The 22,000-nt window shown below is 41.6% G+C and carries 20 protein-coding genes and 1 other annotated feature; of the genes, 2 read left to right on the forward strand and 18 right to left on the reverse strand.

What is annotated here, in order from left to right; all coding sequences use genetic code 11:
* Positions 1–87: 87 nt before the first annotated feature.
* Positions 88–663, forward strand: a complete 576-nt coding sequence (locus tag NSQ64_RS14855) for a DUF4352 domain-containing protein (RefSeq protein WP_024718650.1) — start codon at positions 88–90, stop codon at positions 661–663.
* A gap of 136 nt (positions 664–799) precedes the next feature.
* Positions 800–1,579 (forward strand): HAD family hydrolase, encoded by a 780-nt coding sequence (locus tag NSQ64_RS14860; RefSeq protein WP_024718651.1) that lies wholly within the window; start codon positions 800–802, stop codon positions 1,577–1,579.
* A 55-nt stretch (positions 1,580–1,634) separates the two neighbouring features.
* On the opposite strand, the gene NSQ64_RS14865 is transcribed toward NSQ64_RS14860, so the two are convergent.
* The 18 genes from NSQ64_RS14865 to icd form a co-directional block, all read right to left on the reverse strand.
* Positions 1,635–2,555, reverse strand: a complete 921-nt coding sequence (locus NSQ64_RS14865) for a methyl-accepting chemotaxis protein (RefSeq protein ID WP_268381845.1) — start codon at positions 2,553–2,555, stop codon at positions 1,635–1,637.
* 171 nt (positions 2,556–2,726) lie between these two features.
* Positions 2,727–4,667, reverse strand: a complete 1,941-nt coding sequence (thrS, locus tag NSQ64_RS14870) for a threonine--tRNA ligase (protein ID WP_007501674.1) — start codon at positions 4,665–4,667, stop codon at positions 2,727–2,729.
* A 45-nt stretch (positions 4,668–4,712) separates the two neighbouring features.
* Positions 4,713–4,960, reverse strand: a binding site (T-box leader).
* A gap of 43 nt (positions 4,961–5,003) precedes the next feature.
* Positions 5,004–5,873 carry a putative sporulation protein YtxC gene (ytxC, locus tag NSQ64_RS14875; protein ID WP_268381844.1) on the reverse strand — a complete coding sequence of 290 codons (870 nt, stop codon included), beginning with the start codon at positions 5,871–5,873 and terminating at the stop codon, positions 5,004–5,006.
* A gap of 60 nt (positions 5,874–5,933) precedes the next feature.
* Positions 5,934–6,572: a TVP38/TMEM64 family protein gene (locus NSQ64_RS14880; protein ID WP_058336551.1), complete on the reverse strand. Its 639-nt coding sequence runs from the start codon at positions 6,570–6,572 to the stop codon at positions 5,934–5,936.
* 32 nt (positions 6,573–6,604) lie between these two features.
* Positions 6,605–7,534: a primosomal protein DnaI gene (dnaI, locus tag NSQ64_RS14885; RefSeq protein ID WP_341017128.1), complete on the reverse strand. Its 930-nt coding sequence runs from the start codon at positions 7,532–7,534 to the stop codon at positions 6,605–6,607.
* A 17-nt stretch (positions 7,535–7,551) separates the two neighbouring features.
* Positions 7,552–8,973 carry a replication initiation and membrane attachment family protein gene (locus NSQ64_RS14890; protein WP_017367826.1) on the reverse strand — a complete coding sequence of 474 codons (1,422 nt, stop codon included), beginning with the start codon at positions 8,971–8,973 and terminating at the stop codon, positions 7,552–7,554.
* Between the two features lie 99 nt (positions 8,974–9,072).
* Entirely contained in the window at positions 9,073–9,531 is a 459-nt protein-coding gene (gene nrdR / locus NSQ64_RS14895; RefSeq protein WP_003216720.1) for a transcriptional regulator NrdR, read from the reverse strand.
* 4 nt (positions 9,532–9,535) lie between these two features.
* Entirely contained in the window at positions 9,536–9,922 is a 387-nt protein-coding gene (locus NSQ64_RS14900; protein ID WP_017358264.1) for a hypothetical protein, read from the reverse strand.
* A gap of 184 nt (positions 9,923–10,106) precedes the next feature.
* Positions 10,107–10,487, reverse strand: a complete 381-nt coding sequence (gene speD, locus NSQ64_RS14905) for an adenosylmethionine decarboxylase (protein WP_003216492.1) — start codon at positions 10,485–10,487, stop codon at positions 10,107–10,109.
* Between the two features lie 235 nt (positions 10,488–10,722).
* Positions 10,723–11,745 (reverse strand): glyceraldehyde-3-phosphate dehydrogenase, encoded by a 1,023-nt coding sequence (locus NSQ64_RS14910; RefSeq protein ID WP_008346043.1) that lies wholly within the window; start codon positions 11,743–11,745, stop codon positions 10,723–10,725.
* A gap of 172 nt (positions 11,746–11,917) precedes the next feature.
* On the reverse strand, positions 11,918–12,523 hold the full coding sequence (gene coaE, locus NSQ64_RS14915) for a dephospho-CoA kinase (protein WP_024718656.1): 606 nt from the start codon (positions 12,521–12,523) through the stop codon (positions 11,918–11,920).
* A gap of 13 nt (positions 12,524–12,536) precedes the next feature.
* Positions 12,537–13,169, reverse strand: coding sequence for a sporulation membrane protein YtaF (ytaF, locus tag NSQ64_RS14920; RefSeq protein ID WP_007501684.1), 633 nt, complete (start codon positions 13,167–13,169; stop codon positions 12,537–12,539).
* 174 nt (positions 13,170–13,343) lie between these two features.
* On the reverse strand, positions 13,344–14,177 hold the full coding sequence (mutM, locus tag NSQ64_RS14925) for a DNA-formamidopyrimidine glycosylase (RefSeq protein WP_337902818.1): 834 nt from the start codon (positions 14,175–14,177) through the stop codon (positions 13,344–13,346).
* A gap of 25 nt (positions 14,178–14,202) precedes the next feature.
* The gene (gene polA / locus NSQ64_RS14930; protein ID WP_341017133.1) at positions 14,203–16,842 is read right to left on the reverse strand and encodes a DNA polymerase I; all 2,640 of its coding nucleotides are present in this window, start codon (positions 16,840–16,842) and stop codon (positions 14,203–14,205) included.
* Between the two features lie 254 nt (positions 16,843–17,096).
* Positions 17,097–18,839, reverse strand: a complete 1,743-nt coding sequence (gene pnpS / locus NSQ64_RS14935) for a two-component system histidine kinase PnpS (RefSeq protein ID WP_017358268.1) — start codon at positions 18,837–18,839, stop codon at positions 17,097–17,099.
* Complete coding sequence (locus tag NSQ64_RS14940) at positions 18,832–19,560, reverse strand: response regulator transcription factor (protein ID WP_007501691.1); 729 nt, start codon at positions 19,558–19,560, stop codon at positions 18,832–18,834. Before NSQ64_RS14940 ends, pnpS begins: the two co-directional genes overlap by 8 nt.
* A 187-nt stretch (positions 19,561–19,747) precedes the next feature.
* On the reverse strand, positions 19,748–20,686 hold the full coding sequence (gene mdh, locus NSQ64_RS14945; protein ID WP_007501693.1) for a malate dehydrogenase: 939 nt from the start codon (positions 20,684–20,686) through the stop codon (positions 19,748–19,750).
* 34 nt (positions 20,687–20,720) lie between these two features.
* Positions 20,721–21,992, reverse strand: coding sequence for an NADP-dependent isocitrate dehydrogenase (gene icd, locus NSQ64_RS14950; protein ID WP_024424789.1), 1,272 nt, complete (start codon positions 21,990–21,992; stop codon positions 20,721–20,723).
* Positions 21,993–22,000 lie beyond the last annotated feature (8 nt).

Raw genomic sequence — 22,000 nt, forward strand, 5'->3', positions numbered from 1 at the left:
AAATGATTGATTTTATAATCCTTTAGACTTATCATTGGAGAAGTATTCAAATTCATTTAATAAAATAAGGAAAAGTAGGGGATTTATTTGAAAAAGTTTTTTAAGATTGGGTGTCTTAGTATCATTATTCTCATTTTGATTATTATCTTTGTATCTTGTATGGCTGGGGGCGGCAACAAAAAAGATAATACATCAAACACTGGTTCTAAAAATGCAGTAACGAGTAGCGAAAAGAAAAATGATAAAGAAAAAACGCATAAAATTGGAGATAAAGTAGCAGTCGAAGACTTTACTTATCAAGTAAACAGCGTAACAGAAGCGAAATCTTTACAAAAACAGTATATGAGTGATGTAACGACAGACGGCAAATTTGTGATTGTTGAAATAACGGTCAAAAATACAGGTAAAAAAGGTAGAATGGTAGATACTGAGATGTTCAGGTTAATTGGCAAAGACGGCACAGAATACAAATCACTTGCAACAAATAATATGTATGTAAATGATACCGATTCAAGTTTCTTCTTAAAACAAATAAATCCTAAATTATCTAAAAAAGGTAAAATTGCTTTTGAAGTTCCAAACGAAAAGAAATTCTCGCTTCAAGTCTCATCAGGACTAGGATGGACTGGCGGTAAGTATAAGACCATTGATTTATCAAAATAATGTAAGAGTGCACATTTTTGTGCACTTTTTTTATTACTAAATAATCTATTTAAACTCTAAAACTTCTATTGTAAAATGAACATGAGCCTGTCACATGCAATTGAGGGTAACTACATACATAACAAGGGAGAAGATGATGAAAGCCGTATTTTTCGATTTAGATGATACTTTGCTTTGGGATGAAAAAAGCATTCATACCACTTTTCAGGAAACATGCAGGGAAGCGGAAAAGAAATATGGACTTGATCCAGAATCGTTTGAACAGATTGTGCGTGAAGAAGCAAGAAAGCTGTACTCTTCTTATGAAACATATGATTATACTGTTATGATTGGCATTAATCCTTTTGAAGGACTGTGGTCTAATTTTAGTGAGCCGATTAGCGAAGGCTTTCAAAAGCTGAACGCCCTTGCACCAGAGTATCGCAAAAACGCATGGACGAACGGCTTAAAAGAGGCAGGAATTGACGATGAAGCATTTGGTCAATACTTAGCAGATTTCTTTGCAGCAGAGCGCAGAAAACGCCCGTATGTCTATGAAGAAACGTATCCTGTTTTAGAGCGCCTGAAGGGCACCTATGAATTACTCCTTTTAACAAATGGAGATCCTAGTCTGCAAAAAGAAAAACTTGCAGGTGTTCCGGAACTTGCCCCTTACTTTAATGAAATTGTGATTTCAGGAGATTACGGAAAAGGAAAGCCTGATCCTGGTATCTTTGAGCACTGCCTTCAGCTGTTAAATCTCACAAAAGATGACGTCATCATGGTAGGAGATAATCCAAAAACAGATATTCTCGGCGCTTCTCGCGCTGGCATCCAAACCGTTTGGATCAATCGTCATGGCAAGAAAAATGAAACAGATGTGACTCCAGATTATGAAATTAAAGACTTACACGAATTGTTTGATATTTTAAAATAAACCATAGGAAAAACACCCTTCTCCTGATCGAGATTGGGTGTTTTTTCGTTTTGGGCTATACAATTGCTGCTAAACTTTGTGCTTGACGATCTAAGCCGCGTGCTGCTTCTCCTACATTCATGAATTCCTCGCTTGCCTGCTTGACAAGATCCCGGTTTGTAAACACGCTTGTCTTTGCACGGCTTGTTCCGTTGCTGACCTTTTCAACTTCTAAATGGATCGCCTTCACATAACGATCCACCTTTACGATCGCTTCCTTTGAATCTGTCGCAAGCTTACGGATTTCTGCCGCGACGACACTAAAGCCATTTCCATAGGAACCCGCATGCGCAGCTTCTATGGCCGCGTTCAATGCGAGCAGCTGCGTTTGGGAAGCGATACTGTTAATCGTTGTAGCAATTGAGCTGATCGACTCCACCTGCTCTGTTAACCCTTCTAGCAAACTCATGTTTTGATCAGTTTCATTCGCGATATGTTCAAAAGAAGCATTTACATTTTGACTATGCTGGATGCCGATTTCCGCTCGCTCCATTAATTTTGCAGACATATCCTTTAGGTCTTCTACTACCTGCTTCATTGTGTTTTCTCTCTCCGTAATATCTGTTGCCACTTTCACGACAGCCACTACATTCCCCTCTTCATTGAGCACTGGTGTATACGTCGCTTCAAGCCATAAGGTGTCACCGTACTTCGTGATCCGCTGCACCTTTTCCTGAAACACTTGACCATTCTTCAAACGCTTCCAAAACATTTGATAACTTGCGTCTTCTGCAATATGTGGAGGACAAAACTGTCTATGCTTTAAACCAATCATTTCTTCCTTTGAATATTTCATGGCTTTTGCAAAAATATCATTGACCCATAGGACCTTACCTGTGACATCAAATTCAATCATCGCCAGTGAGTGCTCTAGCGCACGAAGCACAGCTGATTGCTCTAATACTTGTGTTGATAAAGTGTTTGTTGTTTGAATCATCGCTTTCATTCCCCCAATTTGCCTCTCTCTAATAGTACATACTTACCCATACTTTCATACTATCTAAACGTATCATTTGCTTACTTGGATCACTAGTGGAGAATTTTTTTCCATAAGAAAAAAGCCAGCAACCTCAATAGATGAGATCACTGACTGTTTCGTTCGCCTTCATTATTTTTTTGCTTCTGCGACTGCATGTTTCACAAAAGCTTCGAGGTCCATTGTTTCTGAATCTTGTTCCCCATATTTTCTTACATTGACCGCACCATTTTCTGCTTCTTGATCACCGACAACCAGCATGTACGGAATCTTTTGCATTTGCGCTTCTCTAATTTTGTATCCTATTTTTTCATCACGACTGTCTAGTTCTACACGCAGTCCTTCAAGCTGCAAACGTTCTTGCACTTTTTTCGCGTAATCTAGATGGACAGATGGTGAAACCGGGATGACTTGGAATTGTACAGGTGCCAGCCATGTTGGAAGAGCTCCTTTGTATTCTTCAATTAAGAAGGCAACGAAGCGTTCCATTGTGGACACAACTCCTCTATGAATGACAACTGGACGATGGTGTTTTCCATCTTCTCCGATATATGTGAGATCGAAACGCTCTGGAAGTAAGAAGTCTAGCTGTACAGTAGACAAAGTCTCTTCTTTTCCAAGAGCTGTCTTTACTTGGACGTCAAGCTTCGGACCATAAAATGCCGCTTCGCCTTCTGCTTCATAGTAGTCATGTCCAAGCTCGTCCATTGCATCTTTCAGCATAGACTGTGCTTTATTCCACATTGCATCATCGTCAAAATACTTCTCAGTATCTTCTGGATCACGGTAAGATAAGCGGAACGTATAATCATTTAAGCCGAAGTCTTGGTATACTTCTTCAATTAAACGAACTGTACGAATGAATTCGTCTTTGATTTGATCTGGACGAACAAAGATATGGGCATCGTTTAATGTCATCCCGCGAACACGCTGAAGGCCGGATAAAGCACCTGACATTTCATAACGGTGCATTGTGCCAAGCTCTGCAATCCGAATTGGCAATTCGCGATAGCTATGAGGCTCGTTTTTGTAAATCATCATATGGTGCGGACAGTTCATTGGACGGAGAACAAGATCTTCATTGTCCATTTCCATCACAGGGAACATGTCTTCTTGATAATGCGCCCAGTGGCCTGATGTTTTATACAATTCTACACTCGCAAGAACGGGTGTATACACATGCTCATAACCAAGGCGTACTTCTTTATCAACAATATAACGCTCAATGACGCGGCGAATTGTGGCCCCTTTTGGCAGCCAGAGCGGAAGACCTTGGCCCACCTTTTGAGAGTTCGCAAACAGTTTCAATTCTTTGCCTAGTTTACGGTGATCACGCTCTTTTGCTTCTTCAAGCAGACGTAAATGCTCGTTTAATTCCTCTTTGCTGAAGAAAGCTGTTCCGTAAATACGCTGAAGCATTTGGTTGTTACTGTCGCCTCTCCAGTAAGCACCTGCAAGGCTTAACAGCTTGAATTCTTTGATTTTCCCTGTAGACGGCAAGTGAATACCACGGCATAGATCGAAGAATTCACCTTGCTCATAAATTGTGACGGCTTCGCCTTCTGGGATTGCTTCTAACAGCTCTAGCTTCAATTCATCGCCAATTGCTTCAAAGCGTGCTTTCGCTTCTTCTCTTGAAACTTCAATGCGCTCAATCGGCAAATTGCTGTTAATGATTTTTTTCATTTCTTTTTCAATCTTTGGTAAATCTTCAGGTGTAATCGCTACATCGATATCGACATCATAGTAAAAGCCATTTTCGATGACAGGGCCTACGCCAAACTGGACGTGATGCTCTTTTCCATAAATGCGTTTGATTGCCTGTGCTAGTAAATGCGCTGTGCTGTGGCGCATAATATCGAGCGCTTCTTCACTCTTATCTGTGATGATCTCGATTGTTCCACTTTCTAACAGCGGCGTACGCAGATCTATTTCTTTGCCGTTCAATTTACCGGCAAGCGCTTTTTTCTTTAGGCCTGGGCTAATTGATGCCGCGATGTCTTCTGTTGTAGCTGTTTTGTCAAACTCCTTGACTGCTCCATCTGGAAATGTAAGTTGAATTTGTTCTGACATCTCTAGTCACTCCTTTTTTTGGCAATATAAAAACCCCGCCCCCTGGAAAGGGACGAGGTTGAATAAACGGAATCGTGGTTCCACCCTTTTTCCCGTATTTGCAGCTTGCTTTGTCAAAAGCAAATACGGCTTGTGGTTCAATAACGGGAATTCCCGTCAGCTATTACTAAACAGTTCACAGCTGATGTTCAAAGGTGGTAAAGCAAATGGTCCTCTGCTAGGAAGCTTTCAGCCACGGCTTCCCTCTCTTTAAGCGGGTGTTCATTTGTTCATGTCCTTATCAATACGGTCTCTGTATGAAGTTACACCGTATTATAAAACGTTTTTTCGTGAAAATCAAGAAAGCTTTTCACTTTTCTTTTCCAAATGACTAGGAACAAATTGAACATTCTGTTCCTGAAACGAATGAGAAGGGAATACCTCAACTCTTTCTTGAAAAATATTTTGAATGGTTTGCACCATCGAGTGACCTGTATCATCTGTAAATAGGTCAATCTTTTGTGGCGCAATGGATACAAGCGGTGCAATCAACTGCGAATCAATATACATTGGATGCTCTCTTACAAACTGTCTGTCTATGTATTGTTTTTGATCACGCTCAGAAGCGTACCGAAATTCCCAAATCATCAGGCGGTCCTGATGCACAACATGTACTTTTTCAAGCTTAGGTTCTCTTGACATCACATAGTCTCGAAGGGATTGAATAAAGTTTTGATATTCTTGTTCCATTTTATATTCTTCGATGGATACTTCAACATAGTTCTTCAGCCTTCTGTCATACGCTGAGAGCCTAAATGTCATAAATGAACCAATGGAAAAAACACCTTTCTGTAAAGAAATCGTCTCAAGCTCTTTTTTTAACAGATCCTCCCTCGGTGGGTCTTGATGAATTCCAGGAATATCATCTAGATCCCCTTTCATGATGCTATGGGCGATTGAAAGAATTTGGTGCTGCTCTTCTGGATCTTTAAATAAGTATGTGTTTTCAAGGATGCTGCGCATGCGTTCATTTTCTTTGCATTCCAAAAAAAAGTGAATCAGCAATGTCCGCACAATGTGCTCTATGGCTTCTCCTGATTTCTTCGCTTCTATGAGAAGCCGGTCTTTCCCTTGTTGAATCGAAATGTGATGCCGACTGTCCAAGTGTTCAGCAAGATGTAAAAAAGCGGCGGTATCATATTCATCTTCAAAGATTATTTCAAGCATGTTTGTCCCCCCTAACGACATCTGTTACATATATATGGGGAGAACATAAAAAATAGACGCCTAAAATAAATCAGGCATCTTTCTTTTTAAAATCAGTGGCACTGAGATAAAGATCAAATAAATCAAACAAACAATCGCTAAGGCGGCATAATTTCCGCTCACAAAGCTTGATCCAAGGACATTTAACGCCACAGTACCAGGTATTAACCCTAAAAAAGTCGCCGCCGCAAATGCACGATAATTCGCACGTGAAGCTGCTGCGGCATAACTGACAAAATCAAAGTGAATGGGTGCAATGCGTAATAAGAGGATATAAAGAAATCCATGCTCTTGAATACGGGACGTCACCGCTTTTAGCTTCCGATTGCTTGATTCGGTTTCCTGCTTGTTTGAACGGAAGGTTGAGGCAAGCAGGAAAGATCCTGTTGCACCTGCTGTCGCACCAGCTAAGGCATAAATGGTCCCAAGGACACTGCCGAATGCCAAACCTGCTGCTAGCGAAAAGACGGTGAGAGGGACAAGCACAAATGGACGAAAAAGTGATAAGAAAAGAAAGACAAAGGGAGCCAACATCCCAAATTGAAGAATCCAATTCTTCACATCTTTCGGCGACAGTTGAAAATGCTGTTTGTTGAGCCACCATAGCACAGCAGCTAGAACGCCAATCACGAGGAAAAGCAGCCATTTTCTTTTATTCATTTCATCCGCTCCCCTTCACGTGACCTATCTTTTTATAAATGACGGCGATTTTCCCCTTCAAGCAGAACTGGTTCAGCTAGGTAGAGAATGCGTTCCATTAATCGAGCTGCCTTCACCTCTTCTTTTTCCCCGCGCTGTGAGTACGTAAAGTGATGCTTTAACTCATTCGGTGAGAAATTAGAAGAGAAAAAAGTCGGCAGCTGCTCTGCCATGCGGTATTGCAAGATTGTTCCTAAAAGTTCATCTCGTACCCAGCTTGTCATCGACTCTGCTCCGATATCATCAAGCATTAAAATTGGTGTAGATTTGACCATATTCAGCTTCTCTTCGAGTGTATGATCAGCTAACGAATTTTTTAACTCTCTCACAAATTCAGGCACGTATACAAGGAGAGATGGATACTCTTTTACCGCTAGCTGTTGCGCAATTGCTGCCAGAATATATGTTTTTCCGACCCCAAACTTTCCATGTAAATAGAGTCCTTTGCCCTTACCTGTTTCATCATAACTTTGCAAGAATTGACCTACTTTTTGAATGACTTCTTGTCTTCCAACCACATTTAAATCAGCAAACGTCGCTTGAAGAACATTCTGCGGAATGTACATGCTTTTCATAAGTTCTTGCTGTTTTTTCTGTCTATCAAGTCGCAGTTTGACAGGACAAGGGGAATATTCAATATCAATGCTCTGACCTTTGATCACAAGCTTCGGGTGATACCCGTCTAAAATGACATTTACATTCTCTTCCTCTAAGCAGTAAGAACAGCCCTTTGATTGTTGTACATATTCAAAGAGCCTGTTCAAGCTGCGATTGATCATGTCTTCTTGGATGTCCTCTTGATGCTCCTTTAAAAAAGCTTTTACATCTTCATCAGCTAGGACACTTTCTTTAATCTGATTGTATCTCACGCGAAAATCTACCCGCCCTTTTAGCTGATCAAATGAACGACCGATCGGTTTCATCTCCATCTCACCTCACATTAATGTGCATTGTACTTTTTCATATTATTAAACTGATCTAACAATTTTTCTTTTTCTCGTTCGAGGTCCTCTGTAGACAAGTTATCTGTCTGTTCTTTTGGCTGTTCTTTCGTTTCAGCTTCTTTCATCCAGTCAGGCAGTTTCTCCTCGCGGATCACTTTTCCTGATCCATATGATTGACGTTTATTTTTTTGCTGCGCCCATTCTGTCATTTGCCTATTCTCTTCTTTGGCAATTTTCATAGCAGCTGCCACTGTTTTGATTTTCTTTCGCACCCAGTGGGCGGCGATTTTCTGCATATATGTTTTGGACAGTTTCATATCGGTTTTTAGCAGTGTATAGTAGATCAGGACATTCATGACCCCAGGCTCTAGCTGTTGCTCAAGCATAATATCTTCAACAATTCTTAAGTCTGCATACGTCGGCTCAATGCCATCTGCCATATCTTTTAGAAGCTCTCTAGGCGAAATATGATCAAGCTTTTCAATCAATTTCGCATCAGGTGCATCGGCACCTGAATTCTGCGTGACATTGTGACGTAAATGTCTTGGCTGTTTTTGATCAATCAGCTTCGGCTGTTCGCCTCTGTATTCAATTTGATACCAGTCTCTCGCTGCTTTTCGCAGATCCTCAGTTGATATCATCTGATCTGAACCACAGGCACCTGCGACAATATTTTGCATTTGCAGCGGGGTGATGCCATAGACGACCGCTAACTTCTTAATTGTCTCTTTCACTTGCTTTGTCAAAGCCTTTCTCGGAATCATCATATCCGACATGCCTGCTAACAGGAGATCAAAATCAAAAGATTCATCTGAAAGCGGTGCAGGCTGACTTGAGCCAACTGTCACATATTCGTAGCCCTCGTCAAGCGATGACGCCTGATTGATTTCCTCTGTCATCTTGCGCTCTCCTGGCTGCAAGACGTGAAACACTTCTTCAAACGATCGGGAGATGTTCTTTGCATCAGCAGGAACTCCTGGATAAGAAAAATAATCACGAAGCTGCATATATTTTGCTTTCTCTACCCGATGATACAAAAGGACATTCAGCATACCGTCTTGGAAAAATTCATCCGGTCTCAGCGGCGGCACGAGCTCATATGTAAACAGTCTGCCTTCTTCCGTTTCCTGTTCATATGTGCGGAGTAATCCGATCGCTTCAAGCTTTAAGCGCTCCTCAAAAATATCATTTAAATTCGTTTGCAGCATCACCATCAGCTGACGGTGAGGTGCGGGTTTCCCCCACATTCGATTTTGTTCCAGCTCTCCCCACAGCGTCATGTATAAACTGAAAGCGGACATGCCAATAAGCGGCTGATATAAAAGAGTAATAAGCTGTCTATCGATGTCACCGAGCAATGAAGCGCTTTTGACGACATACGGATCGACGGCTAGCACTTCCTTCCAATGCTCTGTCATATGCTGATCCTCCCTTAATACGGTTGTCTTCATTGTACACTCTTTTTGCGTTTTACGCTTTACGCAGGAAAAAGAGCATGAAGAATCTTCAGCTCTTTTTTAGCGTTCTTTCTTTAATAAATCTTTTAATTCATCAATAAATACATTGATATCTTTAAATTGACGGTAAACTGAGGCAAACCTGACGTAAGACACTTCATCAATTTTCGCCAACTCGTCCATGACCATTTCCCCAACAAGCTCGCTTTTCACCTCTGACATGCCTTGGTTACGCAATTCCTTCTCGATGTTAAAGCAGACATCCTCGAGCTGTTTTAAAGCGACAGGACGCTTTTCACACGCTTTAATGAGGCCTCTCAGCATCTTTTCCCGGCTGAATTCTTCTCGAATTCCTTCTTTTTTCACCACAATCAATGGCAATTCTTCTAATTTTTCAAACGTCGTGAAGCGATATTGACAGCTTTCACACTCTCTTCTCCGACGGATGGACTTCCCTTCATCTACTGGTCTTGAATCAAGCACCCTTGTGCCAAGGTGCTGACATGTGGGACATTTCATTTCATCAGCTCCGATCTCTTCTTGGAAGTTGTTTGTCTAGTTCTTTATAGAGGGACAAAACAGCCTTTTGACTGTAGCCAAAGTCTGTGGGCAGCGCTGTTTCTGTTGTCACATTAAAATCGACAGCTGTTTCAAAAGGACGAATTGAAATGACAGTCGCCACGAGAAAAGCTTTTTTCGGCGTTCGTATGTTTGCGCTGATTTCACCTCGTTCTGCTGAAACAGATGTCACTTGATAGGAATCGTTTCTTGAAAGAACGGCTTCTACCGCTTGGAAAACTTGAGTTTGTGTCGATTTGTAGTAATGGCTTTTCAGCTCTGATACTGGATGATGGTCAGATGTTTCTGTATGATTTGAAATGAATCGTTTGAGCTTTTGTCCTAAAGTCATACACGTATCCCCTTTGTCATAAACCCTCTTCTTTATTTTATAAAAAAAACCTTTGTTTTCCTAGAACAAAAGTATAGACAGGTTGGATCATGCTGGATGTCGTGTATGGAACAAATATAAAAAGGAGCATAACACAAAGGCATTTAATGCTTTTGGCCAGCTCCCATTGCAATCTTTTTTATGTTTACAGTGCTTTGGCTTGCGCCTGTTTCACTTGTACAGGTCCCATGCCTCGAGGAATTTCGATGTTTTCTCTTGTTTCAGCACCTAGTTCATCTCCGATATGATCTGCTGCAATATTCGGATCTAGATCGCCGCAAGTATAAACATCTATGCTCGCATAACCATGTTCAGGAAAGCTGTGAATTGTCAGATGAGATTCAGAAATAATGACAACTCCACTTACTCCTTGAGGTGCAAATTTGTGAAAAGCAACCTCTCTTACTTCAGCTCCTGATTTCAAAGCTGCATTTACAAACGTTTTTTCAATAAAATCCATGTCGTTCAGTTTATCACAGTCGCATCCCCATAACTCGGAGATAACGTGACGTCCGATTGTTTCCATCATGGACCCCCCTTAAACAAGAATGAAAGAGTGAAGTTCTAAGCAGCCGGACCGGACATATACCACGGGGGAAAGTTAGTCCAAAGAGGTCCTAACCCTTTAAGTATACCCGAATGAGTCTGCGAACAAGAAGTTCACGAAAAATAGTATACTTTGTTTAGACCCATTTTGCAAGCTGTGTTTTTAGTGGGATTTTCTCTCATTTCTTGAAAAGGGACGTTCAGTCTTCTTCATTTCAAACAGCTGAAAGCTCTTTCATCTGGGAACCAACAAACTTTACAAGATCAACCACTCTGCAAGAATATCCCCATTCATTGTCATACCATGCAAGAACTTTTACTTTTCTGCCTTCCATCACCATCGTTGTAAGTCCATCAACGACAGCAGAATAAGGGTTTGTGTTAAAGTCTGTGGAGACAAGTGGTTCATCTGTGTAATCTAATATGCCAGCAAGAGATGTTTTTGAAGCCGTTGCAAAGGCAGCATTGACCTCTTCTGCTGTGACATCTTTTTTCAAGTCGACCACAAGATCAACCATCGACACATTAGAAACTGGCACTCGAAGTGCAAGTCCATGTAATTTCCCTTTCATGTGCGGCAGCACTAAAGAAAGCGCTTTAGCGGCACCCGTCGTCGTTGGAATGATGGACTGGGCACATGCTCTTGCCCGGCGCAAATCCTTGTGGGGGTTGTCGATATTTTTTTGATCATTTGTATAAGCATGAACCGTTGTCATTAAGCCGTTGTCGATGCCAAATTCATCATCTAACAATTTGACAACTGGTGCTAAGCAGTTTGTTGTACAAGATGCGTTTGAAATAACGACGTGCTTTTCAGGATCAAGATCATCCTCATTGACACCCATTACAATTGTAACGTCTTCATTTTTACCTGGAGCTGTGAGTACGACCTTTTTCGCTCCGGCATCTATATGGCCCATCGCTTGATCTTTTGAATTAAATTTCCCTGTTGCTTCGATCACGATATCAATCCCAAGCTCTCCCCATGGAAGCTGCTTTGGGTCTCTATTATTGAGCAAAAGCACTCTTTTGCCATTGACAATCAACGCGTCATCTTCTGCTGTCACATCGCATTCGTAACGTCCATGATTTGTGTCATATTTAATTAAATGTGCTAGCGTTTCGGCAGGATAGCTTGCGTTCACCGCTACAATTTGAATTTGATCATCAAGCATTGCTTTTCTGAAGACCATGCGTCCAATTCTGCCAAACCCATTGATCGCTGCTTTTACCTTCATGAACAGGTCACTCCTCTATTATGTGTTATACTCAATAAATTTATTTATGAAATTAGTATATCACATTAGAATGTAATTGCCAGTATATAAACGTATATTTTCAAAAAAGGGCTGTTCTTTGCAATGAAATTGACGAAAAAAGCATAAAAAAAGAAGAGTACTGTATGTACTCTTACTTATCTGTATGTTCCCATTCGTTTAATATGTTCTCTAATTGCTTTCTAATAAAAGCAAGATCTTTTGTGTTTTCTATCACGCGGTCTGCTTTTTGGCACTTTTCCTCAAGAGGCTGCTGGGAGTGAATGCGATTCAGTGCTTCTTCCTCGCTCAGGTCGTTTCGATTCATGAGCCGCGACAGCTGCAATTCAGGCGTCGTGTACACAACGATGATGCGGTCGACTAGCCCTTCCAGCTTGCTCTCGAATAGGAGCGGGATATCAAGCACAACAAATGTTTCATTGTTGCTCACCCCTTCATCACGCTGCTCGAGCATTTCCTTTCTGACTTCAGGATGAACGATGGCATTGAGCTTTTTTCTTTTCTCTTCATCAGAAAAAATGATCGCTCCAAGCTGCTGCCGGTTCAGTTCACCATTTGGCAGAAGAACCTCTTCACCAAAAGTTTGAACGATTTGATGAAGGGCAGCCGATCCTTTAGAAACCGCTTCTTTTGCAATGATATCAGCATCCACCACCCGAATGCCTTTCTCTTTTATCATCTGCGAGACTGTGCTTTTTCCGCTAGCAATCCCGCCTGTTAATCCAATGACGAGCGTCAATTCGTTTCCTCCTTTACAGCTTCCACACCCCAATTAAAATGAGTAACAGCCCTGGTAAGCATGCGAGTTTATCGATCCAGCGCCAATTGGCCAAATAATGACCCGCACGCAGTCCGATGCATACAAAAAGAGAACTCATCACAGCGACCGTGATGCTCATGACAATTGGAGAAAAACCAAGAATCGCTGCACCAATCCCTGCACCAAATGCATCGATGGATAAAGCAATTCCAAGAAGCACCGCTTCCATTCCATTAATGGTGCCAGAGCGGTCAATATCTGCGCTTGTAGGCTTTCGCAAAATATGAATGACAAGCCCAAGAGACTGCACTTCTACATTGAGAAGTGTTTTTTCATGAAGGAGCAAATCACGCTCTTTCGCTGGTTTATAAAATTGATACAGAACCCAAAGTCCGATGGCAATTAAAATGCCTCCACCCAGTTTATCTGTCACTGAGACAGGGAGGAATGTCGTGAGCAGGCTGCCAATCAGCATGGAAATGAGCAACACAATTCCTGAACAGCAAGCAATAATAACGATGGCTTTAAATGGAATCCTCATCTTGCGAAGACCATACGTAAAACCTACAGAAAAGCTGTCAATGCTGACGGCAATAGCTAAAAACAGAAGCGAAAACGAAATCATACCTGTACTCTTCCTTTCTGTTCATGCAACGATGATCAAGAGTCTCTAGGCGTCCTTAGACTCTTCTTCACTATATGAAGAGCAGGTGGGCTGTGTGTCAGTCTACACCTTGCTGAAAAAAGAATGTTTTTTATCGTATGCATGGCAAAAAGGAAGCATGCTGACGGCTTACCTTTATGAAGGGCGTTTTTGGCAGGTCACACAAAAATGGGTGCCGCGCCCTCCCACCACTGTTTTCTCTATGATACTGCCGCACGTCTGGCAAGGTTCTCCCCGCCGGTCATATACAAGAAGCTGTAATTGAAAAGTCCCAATATCACCTTGTGAATTGATGTAGGAGCGAATGGTGCTGCCTCCTGCATCAACAGCCACTTGAAGCGTGTCAATAATATGTTTGTGGAGCACCTTGCAAGATGCAAGACTTAGCTGATTCGCTTTTGTTTCTGGATGAATGCCTGATTTAAACAGCACTTCATCTACATAAATATTACCGAGACCAACCACGATTTTTTGATCAAGTAAAGCCGTTTTGACCACGCGGGAGGTTTTCTTTAATTGCTCCCATAAATATTCTGGTGTAAATGAGTCTGAAAAAGGTTCATATCCCAGCTGTGATAGCGGAAGTTCTTTTTCTTCTTCGCCTGGCAGAAATAGATGCATCGTCCCAAATTTACGGACATCATGGTACCGAAGTTCGGTACCGTCTGTGAACGTAAAGACGACGTGTACATGTTTATCATAAGGCTCACCAGTTTCATGTACACGGTATTTCCCTTCCATTCTTAAATGGGAGACCATCACATAGTGGTCTAAATGAAAGAGTAGAAACTTCCCTCTTCTTTCAATGGTTTGAATGGTTTCTCCTACCATCCTTCTAGCGAACTCTTCCGGTTCCCCAGGACGTTTGATGATATTTGGCCATTTGATATCGACCGTTTCAATCGTTTTTCCTTTGACTAACCGCTGAAGAGTGCGCCGGACGGTCTCAACCTCTGGTAATTCCGGCATGCTCCTCGCTCCTTTTTCTCTCTCTTTATTTTGCGTCGTACCAAGATGGGCCTGAAGCGAAATCGACTTTTAGCGGCACATCGAGCTGAAGTGCGCTTTCCATGACTTCAGGGACGATTTTTTCTAATATGGCGATTTCTTCTTTTGGCGCTTCAAAGATCAGTTCATCGTGCACTTGCAATAACAGATTTGCCTGCAGATTCTCTTCTTTTAACTTTCGTGCCATATCAATCATCGCTTTTTTGATGATATCGGCGGCACTGCCTTGGATCGGTGTATTCATTGCCGTTCTTTCAGCAAAGCTTTTCACATTAAAATTACGGCTTGTGATATCTGGGATATATCGTCTGCGTTTAAGAAGCGTGGTCACATACCCTTTTTGTTTTGCTTCCTGCACGATGTCCTCCATATAGGTTTTCACGCCTTTAAAGCTTGTTAAATAACGCTCAATGAAGGCCGCTGCTTCTTTTCTTGTAATCCCAAGGTTTTGAGACAGTCCATAATCACTAATTCCATATACGATTCCGAAGTTGACAGCTTTGGCCTGTCTTCTCATAGAGGAAGTCACTTCTTCTTCTGAGACATGGAACACATCAATGGCTGTTTTCGTGTGAATATCCATATCTTGCGTAAAGGCTTCAATTAAGTTCTCATCTTGAGAAATGTGCGCGAGTACACGCAGCTCAATTTGAGAATAGTCAGCTGCAAACATGAGCCAGCCTTCTTTTGACGGAACGAACGCTTGACGAATTTTTCGGCCTTCTTCTAAACGAATCGGGATGTTTTGAAGGTTTGGGTCTGTTGAGCTTAATCTTCCTGTTTGTGTAAGTGCCTGATTAAATCTTGTGTGCACTTTATGCGTATCTTTGCGCGTCACTTTCATTAAGCCTTCCACATAAGTGGATTGCAGCTTTCCTATTTGACGGTAATGCAGAATGGACCGAATAATTTCGTGCTTATCTTCAAGCTTTTCAAGGACATCCGCAGACGTAGAGTAGCCTGTTTTGGTCTTTTTGATAACCGGCAGTCCTAATTTTTCAAATAAAATCACACCAAGTTGCTTCGGTGAATTGATGTTAAATGTTTCTCCTGCTAACCGATGAATGGTTTCTTCATATTCCTTCAGCTTCTTCGTGAGTTCTTCACCCATTTTCTGAAGACGTTCAACATCCACTTTTACTCCAAGAGATTCCATTTCACCTAAGATGAGGGCAAGTGGCAACTCTAAATCTTCATACAGCTCATGCTGATCATTTTTTTCTAACGCTTCAAGGGTCAAATCATGCAGCGCAGAGATCGCTGCTGCTTTTCTTCCAAGATGGTCTTTTAGCTCTTCTTCAGGTGGAATCGCCTGTTTCGCTCCTTTTCCGTAAACTTTTTCATCGGAAAGGGCTATGTTCAGGCCATATTCCTTCGCCACACTTGCAACGTCCTCATAGGATTTCTGCGGATTGACCACATAGGAAGCGAGCAGGACGTCGTTATCGACACCTTTTAGATCAACATCATGCCATCTAAGGGCAACAACCGCTCTTTTGGAATCAAAGACCCATTTCTTCTTCGTTTCATCCTGTACCCATTGTTTAAACGCTTCAGATTGCAGAGCATCTTCTTTTGTCATAAAAAATGCACCGTTCTCATTATGGATCGCAAACCCTATCAAATCGGCTTCGTGATAATTGTCTCCTAGCTGTTCTACCACAAGTGCAGCGTGATCTGTCAGCATGTCCTCCGTGACATCTGTCATTTTCTTCACGTCTAGTTCGTCTATTTCTACTGGTTCATCTGATTCTGGCGCTTCTCCTAAACGCTCTAGCAGCGTTTGAAAGCCCAGTTCTTTATAAAGAGAGATGACCTGCTCCATGTGAGGACCTTCATAGGCGAGCTCTTTGCTTGACACATCTATTGGTGCTTCTACGAGAATCGTCGCCAGCTTTTTACTCATCACCGCTTGTTCTTTATATTCTTCAAGCTTTTCTTTTAGCTTTTTCCCGCTGACTTCGTCAATATGATCAAGCAGATTTTCAACCGTTTCAAACTGCTTTAGTAATTTGATCGCTGTTTTTTCACCGACACCAGGCACGCCAGGGATATTGTCTGATGAGTCTCCCATCAGCCCTTTCATGTCGATGATTTGATCTGGTCTGAGGCCGTATTTCTCTTCAATATGGGCCGGTGTGTAATATTCTACTTCTGTGATGCCTTTTTTCGTAATGGCTACTGTTGTATGGTCTGTTGAAAGCTGCGTTAAGTCTTTATCTCCTGAGAAGATTTTGACCTCAAAGCCGTCCTTTTCTGCCTCTACAGCCAGTGTGCCGATAATGTCATCCGCCTCGTATTGCGGAAGCTCGTACCTTTTCACTTGATAAGCATCTAATAGCTCACGGATGAACGGCATTTGTTCTGATAGTTCTGGCGGAGTTTTTTGTCTTCCGCCTTTATATTCCTTAAAGGTCTCGTGACGGAAGGTGGTTTTACCCGCATCAAATGCTACGAGCATATGAGTCGGCTTCTCGTCTTCCAGCATCTTCATTAAGATCATCGCAAAGCCATAAATGGCATTTGTATGTACGCCTTTATCATTGGATAATAGCGGTAAAGCAAAAAAAGCTCGATAAGCGAGACTGTTTCCATCCACAAGTACTAATTTCTTTTGATCTGTCATCTTTTAATCCTCCATCGACTGAGCCGGCTCAGCCGTCTCTTTCGCACATTGTATGTTCATTTTATCAAAGTTTATTTTGAAAAGAAAATAGACAAGCCTGCATAAAAAAGGGACGAAAACAACAAGTGTTTTCGTCCTTCCAAAATTGGCTCCTTGGATGAAGGGGTTCCTATTCATCCTACCAATGATTGATTAACAAAACATGAATTCATTGTAAAGATCATGTAAATTTTAACGCCACTTTCCATTCTTCTCTATTTTGACTTTAAACTCACGGTAAACGTCGTCCCTTTGCCTTGTTTGCTATGAACAGAAATCGTTCCTTCATGTGCTTCGACAAGGTGTTTGACAATGGCAAGACCAAGTCCTGTACCGCCTGAGTTTCTACTTCTATCTTTATCAATTCGATAAAACCTCTCGAATATTCTTGGAATCTCACTCTTTTTCATACCGATCCCTGTATCTGCTACATCAAATTCATAGCTGTCTTTCCTCTGTCTTGCTGTGATCGTAACACTTCCTCCCTCTGGTGTATAGGTGAGGGCATTATTGATCAGGTTGAGGAAAATTTGTTTTAATCTCAGCGGATCTGCCATGACATAGACCGGCTCTTTCGGGACACGCACTTGTAGGTCAATGCCTTTTTCAGCAGCCTTTTGTTTTAGCAGCACTTCAATCTCTTGAATGATTTCTGTCGCATTGGCTTCTTGAATATTCAGCTTAAAATGCTGCTGTTCAATTTTCGAGAGATCAAGTAAGTCTTGGATGAGCGTTTCTAAACGAATACTCTCTTTTAGGATGATGGACAAAAATTGTGTCAGCGCTTCTTTATCGTCAATGGCACCATCCAGAAGTGTTTCAGAAAAGCCTTTAATTGACGTGATCGGTGTCTTTAATTCATGTGACACGTTAGCGACAAAGTCTTTTCGCATCTGTTCTAGCTGCTTTGTTTCTGTCACATCATGAAAGACAAGAACAATCCCTTTCCATTCATCGTCTGTACTTAAGATCGGGACACCATCGACTTGGAAATAACGGCGCTCGATGTCAACAGCGAGACGTAAAAACTTTCGGACCTTGGTTTCTGTCATGAAAATTTCGTCTATTAACTCAATAATCTCTTCATGGGTAAAGGCTTCATGATACAGCTTGTGCATATAAATATGTTTTTGCACTTTGAATTGCTTGCGGAATGTTCGATTGACTAAGTGGATATAGCCCATTTTATCAATCAAAATAATCCCCGCTCCAATGTTTTCAATGACTGTTTGCAGACGATCTCGCTGCATTTCGCCAGCGCTTGTCATGTCTTGAAGACTTTCTGCCAGACGCTTCATTGATGTATTGAGTTCACTTGTTTCAATGATCAGCTCTTCATAGTTATTTGTATCATAGTTCCCTCGTTCAAGCTGTTTGGCCACCTTTGTGGCATAATCAATCGGCTTTACATACTTCATCGACATGCGATAGCCAAAGAAGACGATGATAATGATGGCTGAACCAAGACAAAAGGCTAATGCAAGCCAGAGCTGACCATCAATCTCATTCAAAGGCTGGAATGAAGCATGAAGAAATAAATATCCCGCCGGTTCGTTTTGTTTCATCATTGGGACTGCATAATGAAACAGCGCATCCTTCTCATCCTCAATGAACGTTCCTTTTGTTTGGAGCTGCTCACTTTTCAGTGTGTTTAAAATGACAGCCCTTTGTTCTGCTTGACCCGTTGTATGTATGATATTCCCCTTCACGTCCACAATCGACGCATTCATATCGAGATGCTGCTTTGCTTGATTGAGAATCTTCTTGTTTTGCTCCGCATTCAAATCTTCAACATTCATAGAAGAAAGGAGAAAACTCGATTCCTTTTCCATTCGTTCGGTTAATTTTGTTTCATAGAAAATATGAAACATATGATCCAAGAAAAGACCAAGCGCAACAAACACAATAAACAAGAGAAAAATGAGCCCAGAAAAAAGGCGGGTTCTCACTTTACTCATTTGGCTTTGGCTCCTCCAATTTGTAGCCTAAGCCTCGAATGGTTTTAATATATGTTGGTTTTTTCGTGTTCTTTTCAATTTTGTCCCGCAAGTGGCTGATATGCACATCCACAATACGAGTATCACCTGCAAAGTCATAATTCCAAACCGCACTTAACAATAGATCACGCGTAAGGACACGGCCTTTATGCTTAGCCAAATAAAGAAGCAGTTCAAATTCCTTTGGCGTGAGCTCTAGACGTTCTTCTTGGAAATAGACTTCGTAATGTTCAGGTAAAATGCGCAGGTCTCCAATTTTGATTTGGTCTGCAATGATCTCTTCCTTCTCTTCTTGCACGGGAGCCGGCTGAGATTGCTGTGCTCTTCTCAAAATGGCTTTTACCCGAGCACCCACTTCTCTAGGACTGAAAGGTTTTGTCATGTAATCATCGGCTCCAAGTTCAAGACCGAGCACCTTATCAAATTCATCGTCCTTTGCTGTCAGCATTAAAATAGGGAACATCATTTTTTGAATTCTCAGTTGTTTGCACACTTCAATGCCGTCCATTTTCGGAAGCATTAAATCAAGCACAATCAGATCAGGCTGTTCACTTGCTGCTTTTTCAAGCGCTTCTTCTCCGTCTCTTGCTGTGACGACATCGTAGCCCGCCCTTTCAAGGTTATAGCTTAGAAGTGTTACAATTGATTCTTCATCATCCACAACTAATATTTTTTTATTCATGTTGTGCCTCCAATTAGTGATTTCCCCTGCATCCGGTTTTTTGTATCTTATGTGAAAAGCGAGAAGTCATGCTTTCTCTTTCATTTTAACGAAAGCTTAACAAGAGAACAATTTAAAATTTCGACAAGATTGGCTTTGTAAACAAAAAGAAGACTCCTCATACGAGAAGCCTTCTTTTTTATTCTTATTAAGACAATACTTTCATGACGTTCTTTACAGATTCAACAGAACGGTCAAGCTGACTTCTTTCTTCTTCTGTCAGCTCAAGCTCGATGATCTGCTCAAGGCCGTTTCCACCTACGATTGTTGGAACTCCAAGGTAAATGCCTTCGTAGCCATATTCACCTTCAAGGTATGCAATCGTCGGCATGACGCGACGTTGATCTTTTAAGATCGCCTCAACCATTTCAACGAGTGAAGCAGCAGGTGCATAATACGCACTACCATTACCTAATAGGTTGACGATTTCACCGCCGCCTTTTCTTGTTCTTTCAACAATTGCATCAATTCGCTCTTTAGGAATTAATGTTTCCAGCGGGATACCGCCTGCGTAAGAGTAACGTACAAGAGGAACCATGTCGTCCCCATGTCCGCCAAGAACAAAGCCCGTCACATCTTTCACAGATAGGTTTAATTCTTGAGCAACGAACGTACGGAAACGTGCTGTATCAAGAATTCCTGATTGTCCGATGACTTTTTCTTTTGGTAATCCTGATTCTTTATAAACTGCATATGTCATTGCATCAACAGGGTTTGTTAACACAACAATGATCGCTTCTGGAGAATATTTAACGATTTCACGTGTCACACTGCGCATGATTTTTTCATTTGTTGACACGAGGTCGTCACGGCTCATTCCCGGCTTTCTTGCAATTCCTGCCGTAATGACCACGACATCAGAACCGGCTGTATCTTCGTAGTTAGAAGTTCCTGTAATATTCGCATCGAAGCCTTGAACAGGGCTTGCTTCCAGCATGTCAAGTGCTTTCCCTTTTGTCGGGTTCTCAAGCTGAGGGATATCCACTAATACGACATCCGCTAATTCTTTTTGAGCTGTTAGAAATGCTGTAGTTGCTCCAGTAAAGCCTGCTCCGATGACAGATACTTTTTTACGCTTGTTTGCCATTTCCTTTTTCCCCTTTAACTTTAAAGTTTAAGAATCAAGACAAGTTTTTGATGAGCTCGTCAGCAAACTCAGAACATTTCACTTCTGTTGCACCGTCCATTAATCTAGCAAAATCGTACGTGACGACTTTAGATGCAATTGTTTTTTCAACAGATTGAATCACTAGATCAGCAGCTTCTTGCCATCCAAGGTGCTCAAGTAAAAGCACGCCTGATAGAAGAACAGAAGATGGATTCACTTTATCAAGACCAGCATATTTCGGTGCTGTTCCGTGAGTCGCTTCAAAAATAGCATGTCCTGTTTCGTAGTTGATATTTGCACCAGGTGCGATACCAATTCCACCAACTTGTGCTGCAAGTGCATCAGAGATGTAGTCTCCGTTTAAGTTCATTGTTGCGACAACATCGAACTCAGCTGGACGAGTTAAAATTTGTTGAAGGAAAATATCTGCAATGCTGTCTTTGACAATGATTTTGCCAGCAGCTTCTGCTTCACTTTGCGCTTTGTTTGCCGCATCTTTTCCATCTTGTTCTACAATACGATCATATTGTGCCCATGTAAAGACTTTGTCGCCAAACTCTTTTTCAGCCACTTCGTAGCCCCAGTTTTTGAAGGCTCCTTCTGTAAATTTCATGATGTTTCCTTTGTGAACAAGCGTCACAGATTTACGGCCTTGGTCAATCGCATATTGGATCGCTGCTCTGACAAGACGAGATGTTCCTTCTTCAGAAACTGGTTTGATTCCGATACCTGATGTTTCTGGGAAACGGATTTTATTCACACCTAATTCGTTTTTCAAGAAGTCGATTAACTTCTTCACTTCGTCTGATCCTTTTGCATACTCGATTCCTGCATAGATATCTTCAGTGTTTTCACGGAAGATGACCATGTCTGTGTCTTCTGGACGTTTCACAGGAGATGGTACACCTTTGAACCAGCGAACTGGACGTAAGCATGTGAATAAATCAAGCTCTTGTCTTAGTGCCACGTTCAATGAACGGATTCCTCCGCCAATTGGTGTTGTCAGTGGTCCTTTGATCGCGATTAAATATTCACGAATGTCTTCAAGTGTTTGCTCTGGAAGCCACTCGCCAGTTTTATTGTAAGCTTTTTCACCTGCATATACTTCTTTCCAAGTGATTTGCTTTTCACCTTTATATGCTTTTTCTACAGCTGCTTCAAGAACTCTTGATGCTGCTTTCCAAATGTCAGGACCGATTCCGTCCCCTTCGATAAACGGGATAATTGGATTATTTGGTACATTCAATACGCCGCCAGTAACTGTAATTTTTTCGCCTTGTGACAATGATATTA

The organism is Bacillus sp. FSL W8-0183 (genome assembly GCF_038006825.1).
Taxonomy (GTDB): Bacteria; Bacillota; Bacilli; order Bacillales; family Bacillaceae; genus Bacillus; species Bacillus altitudinis.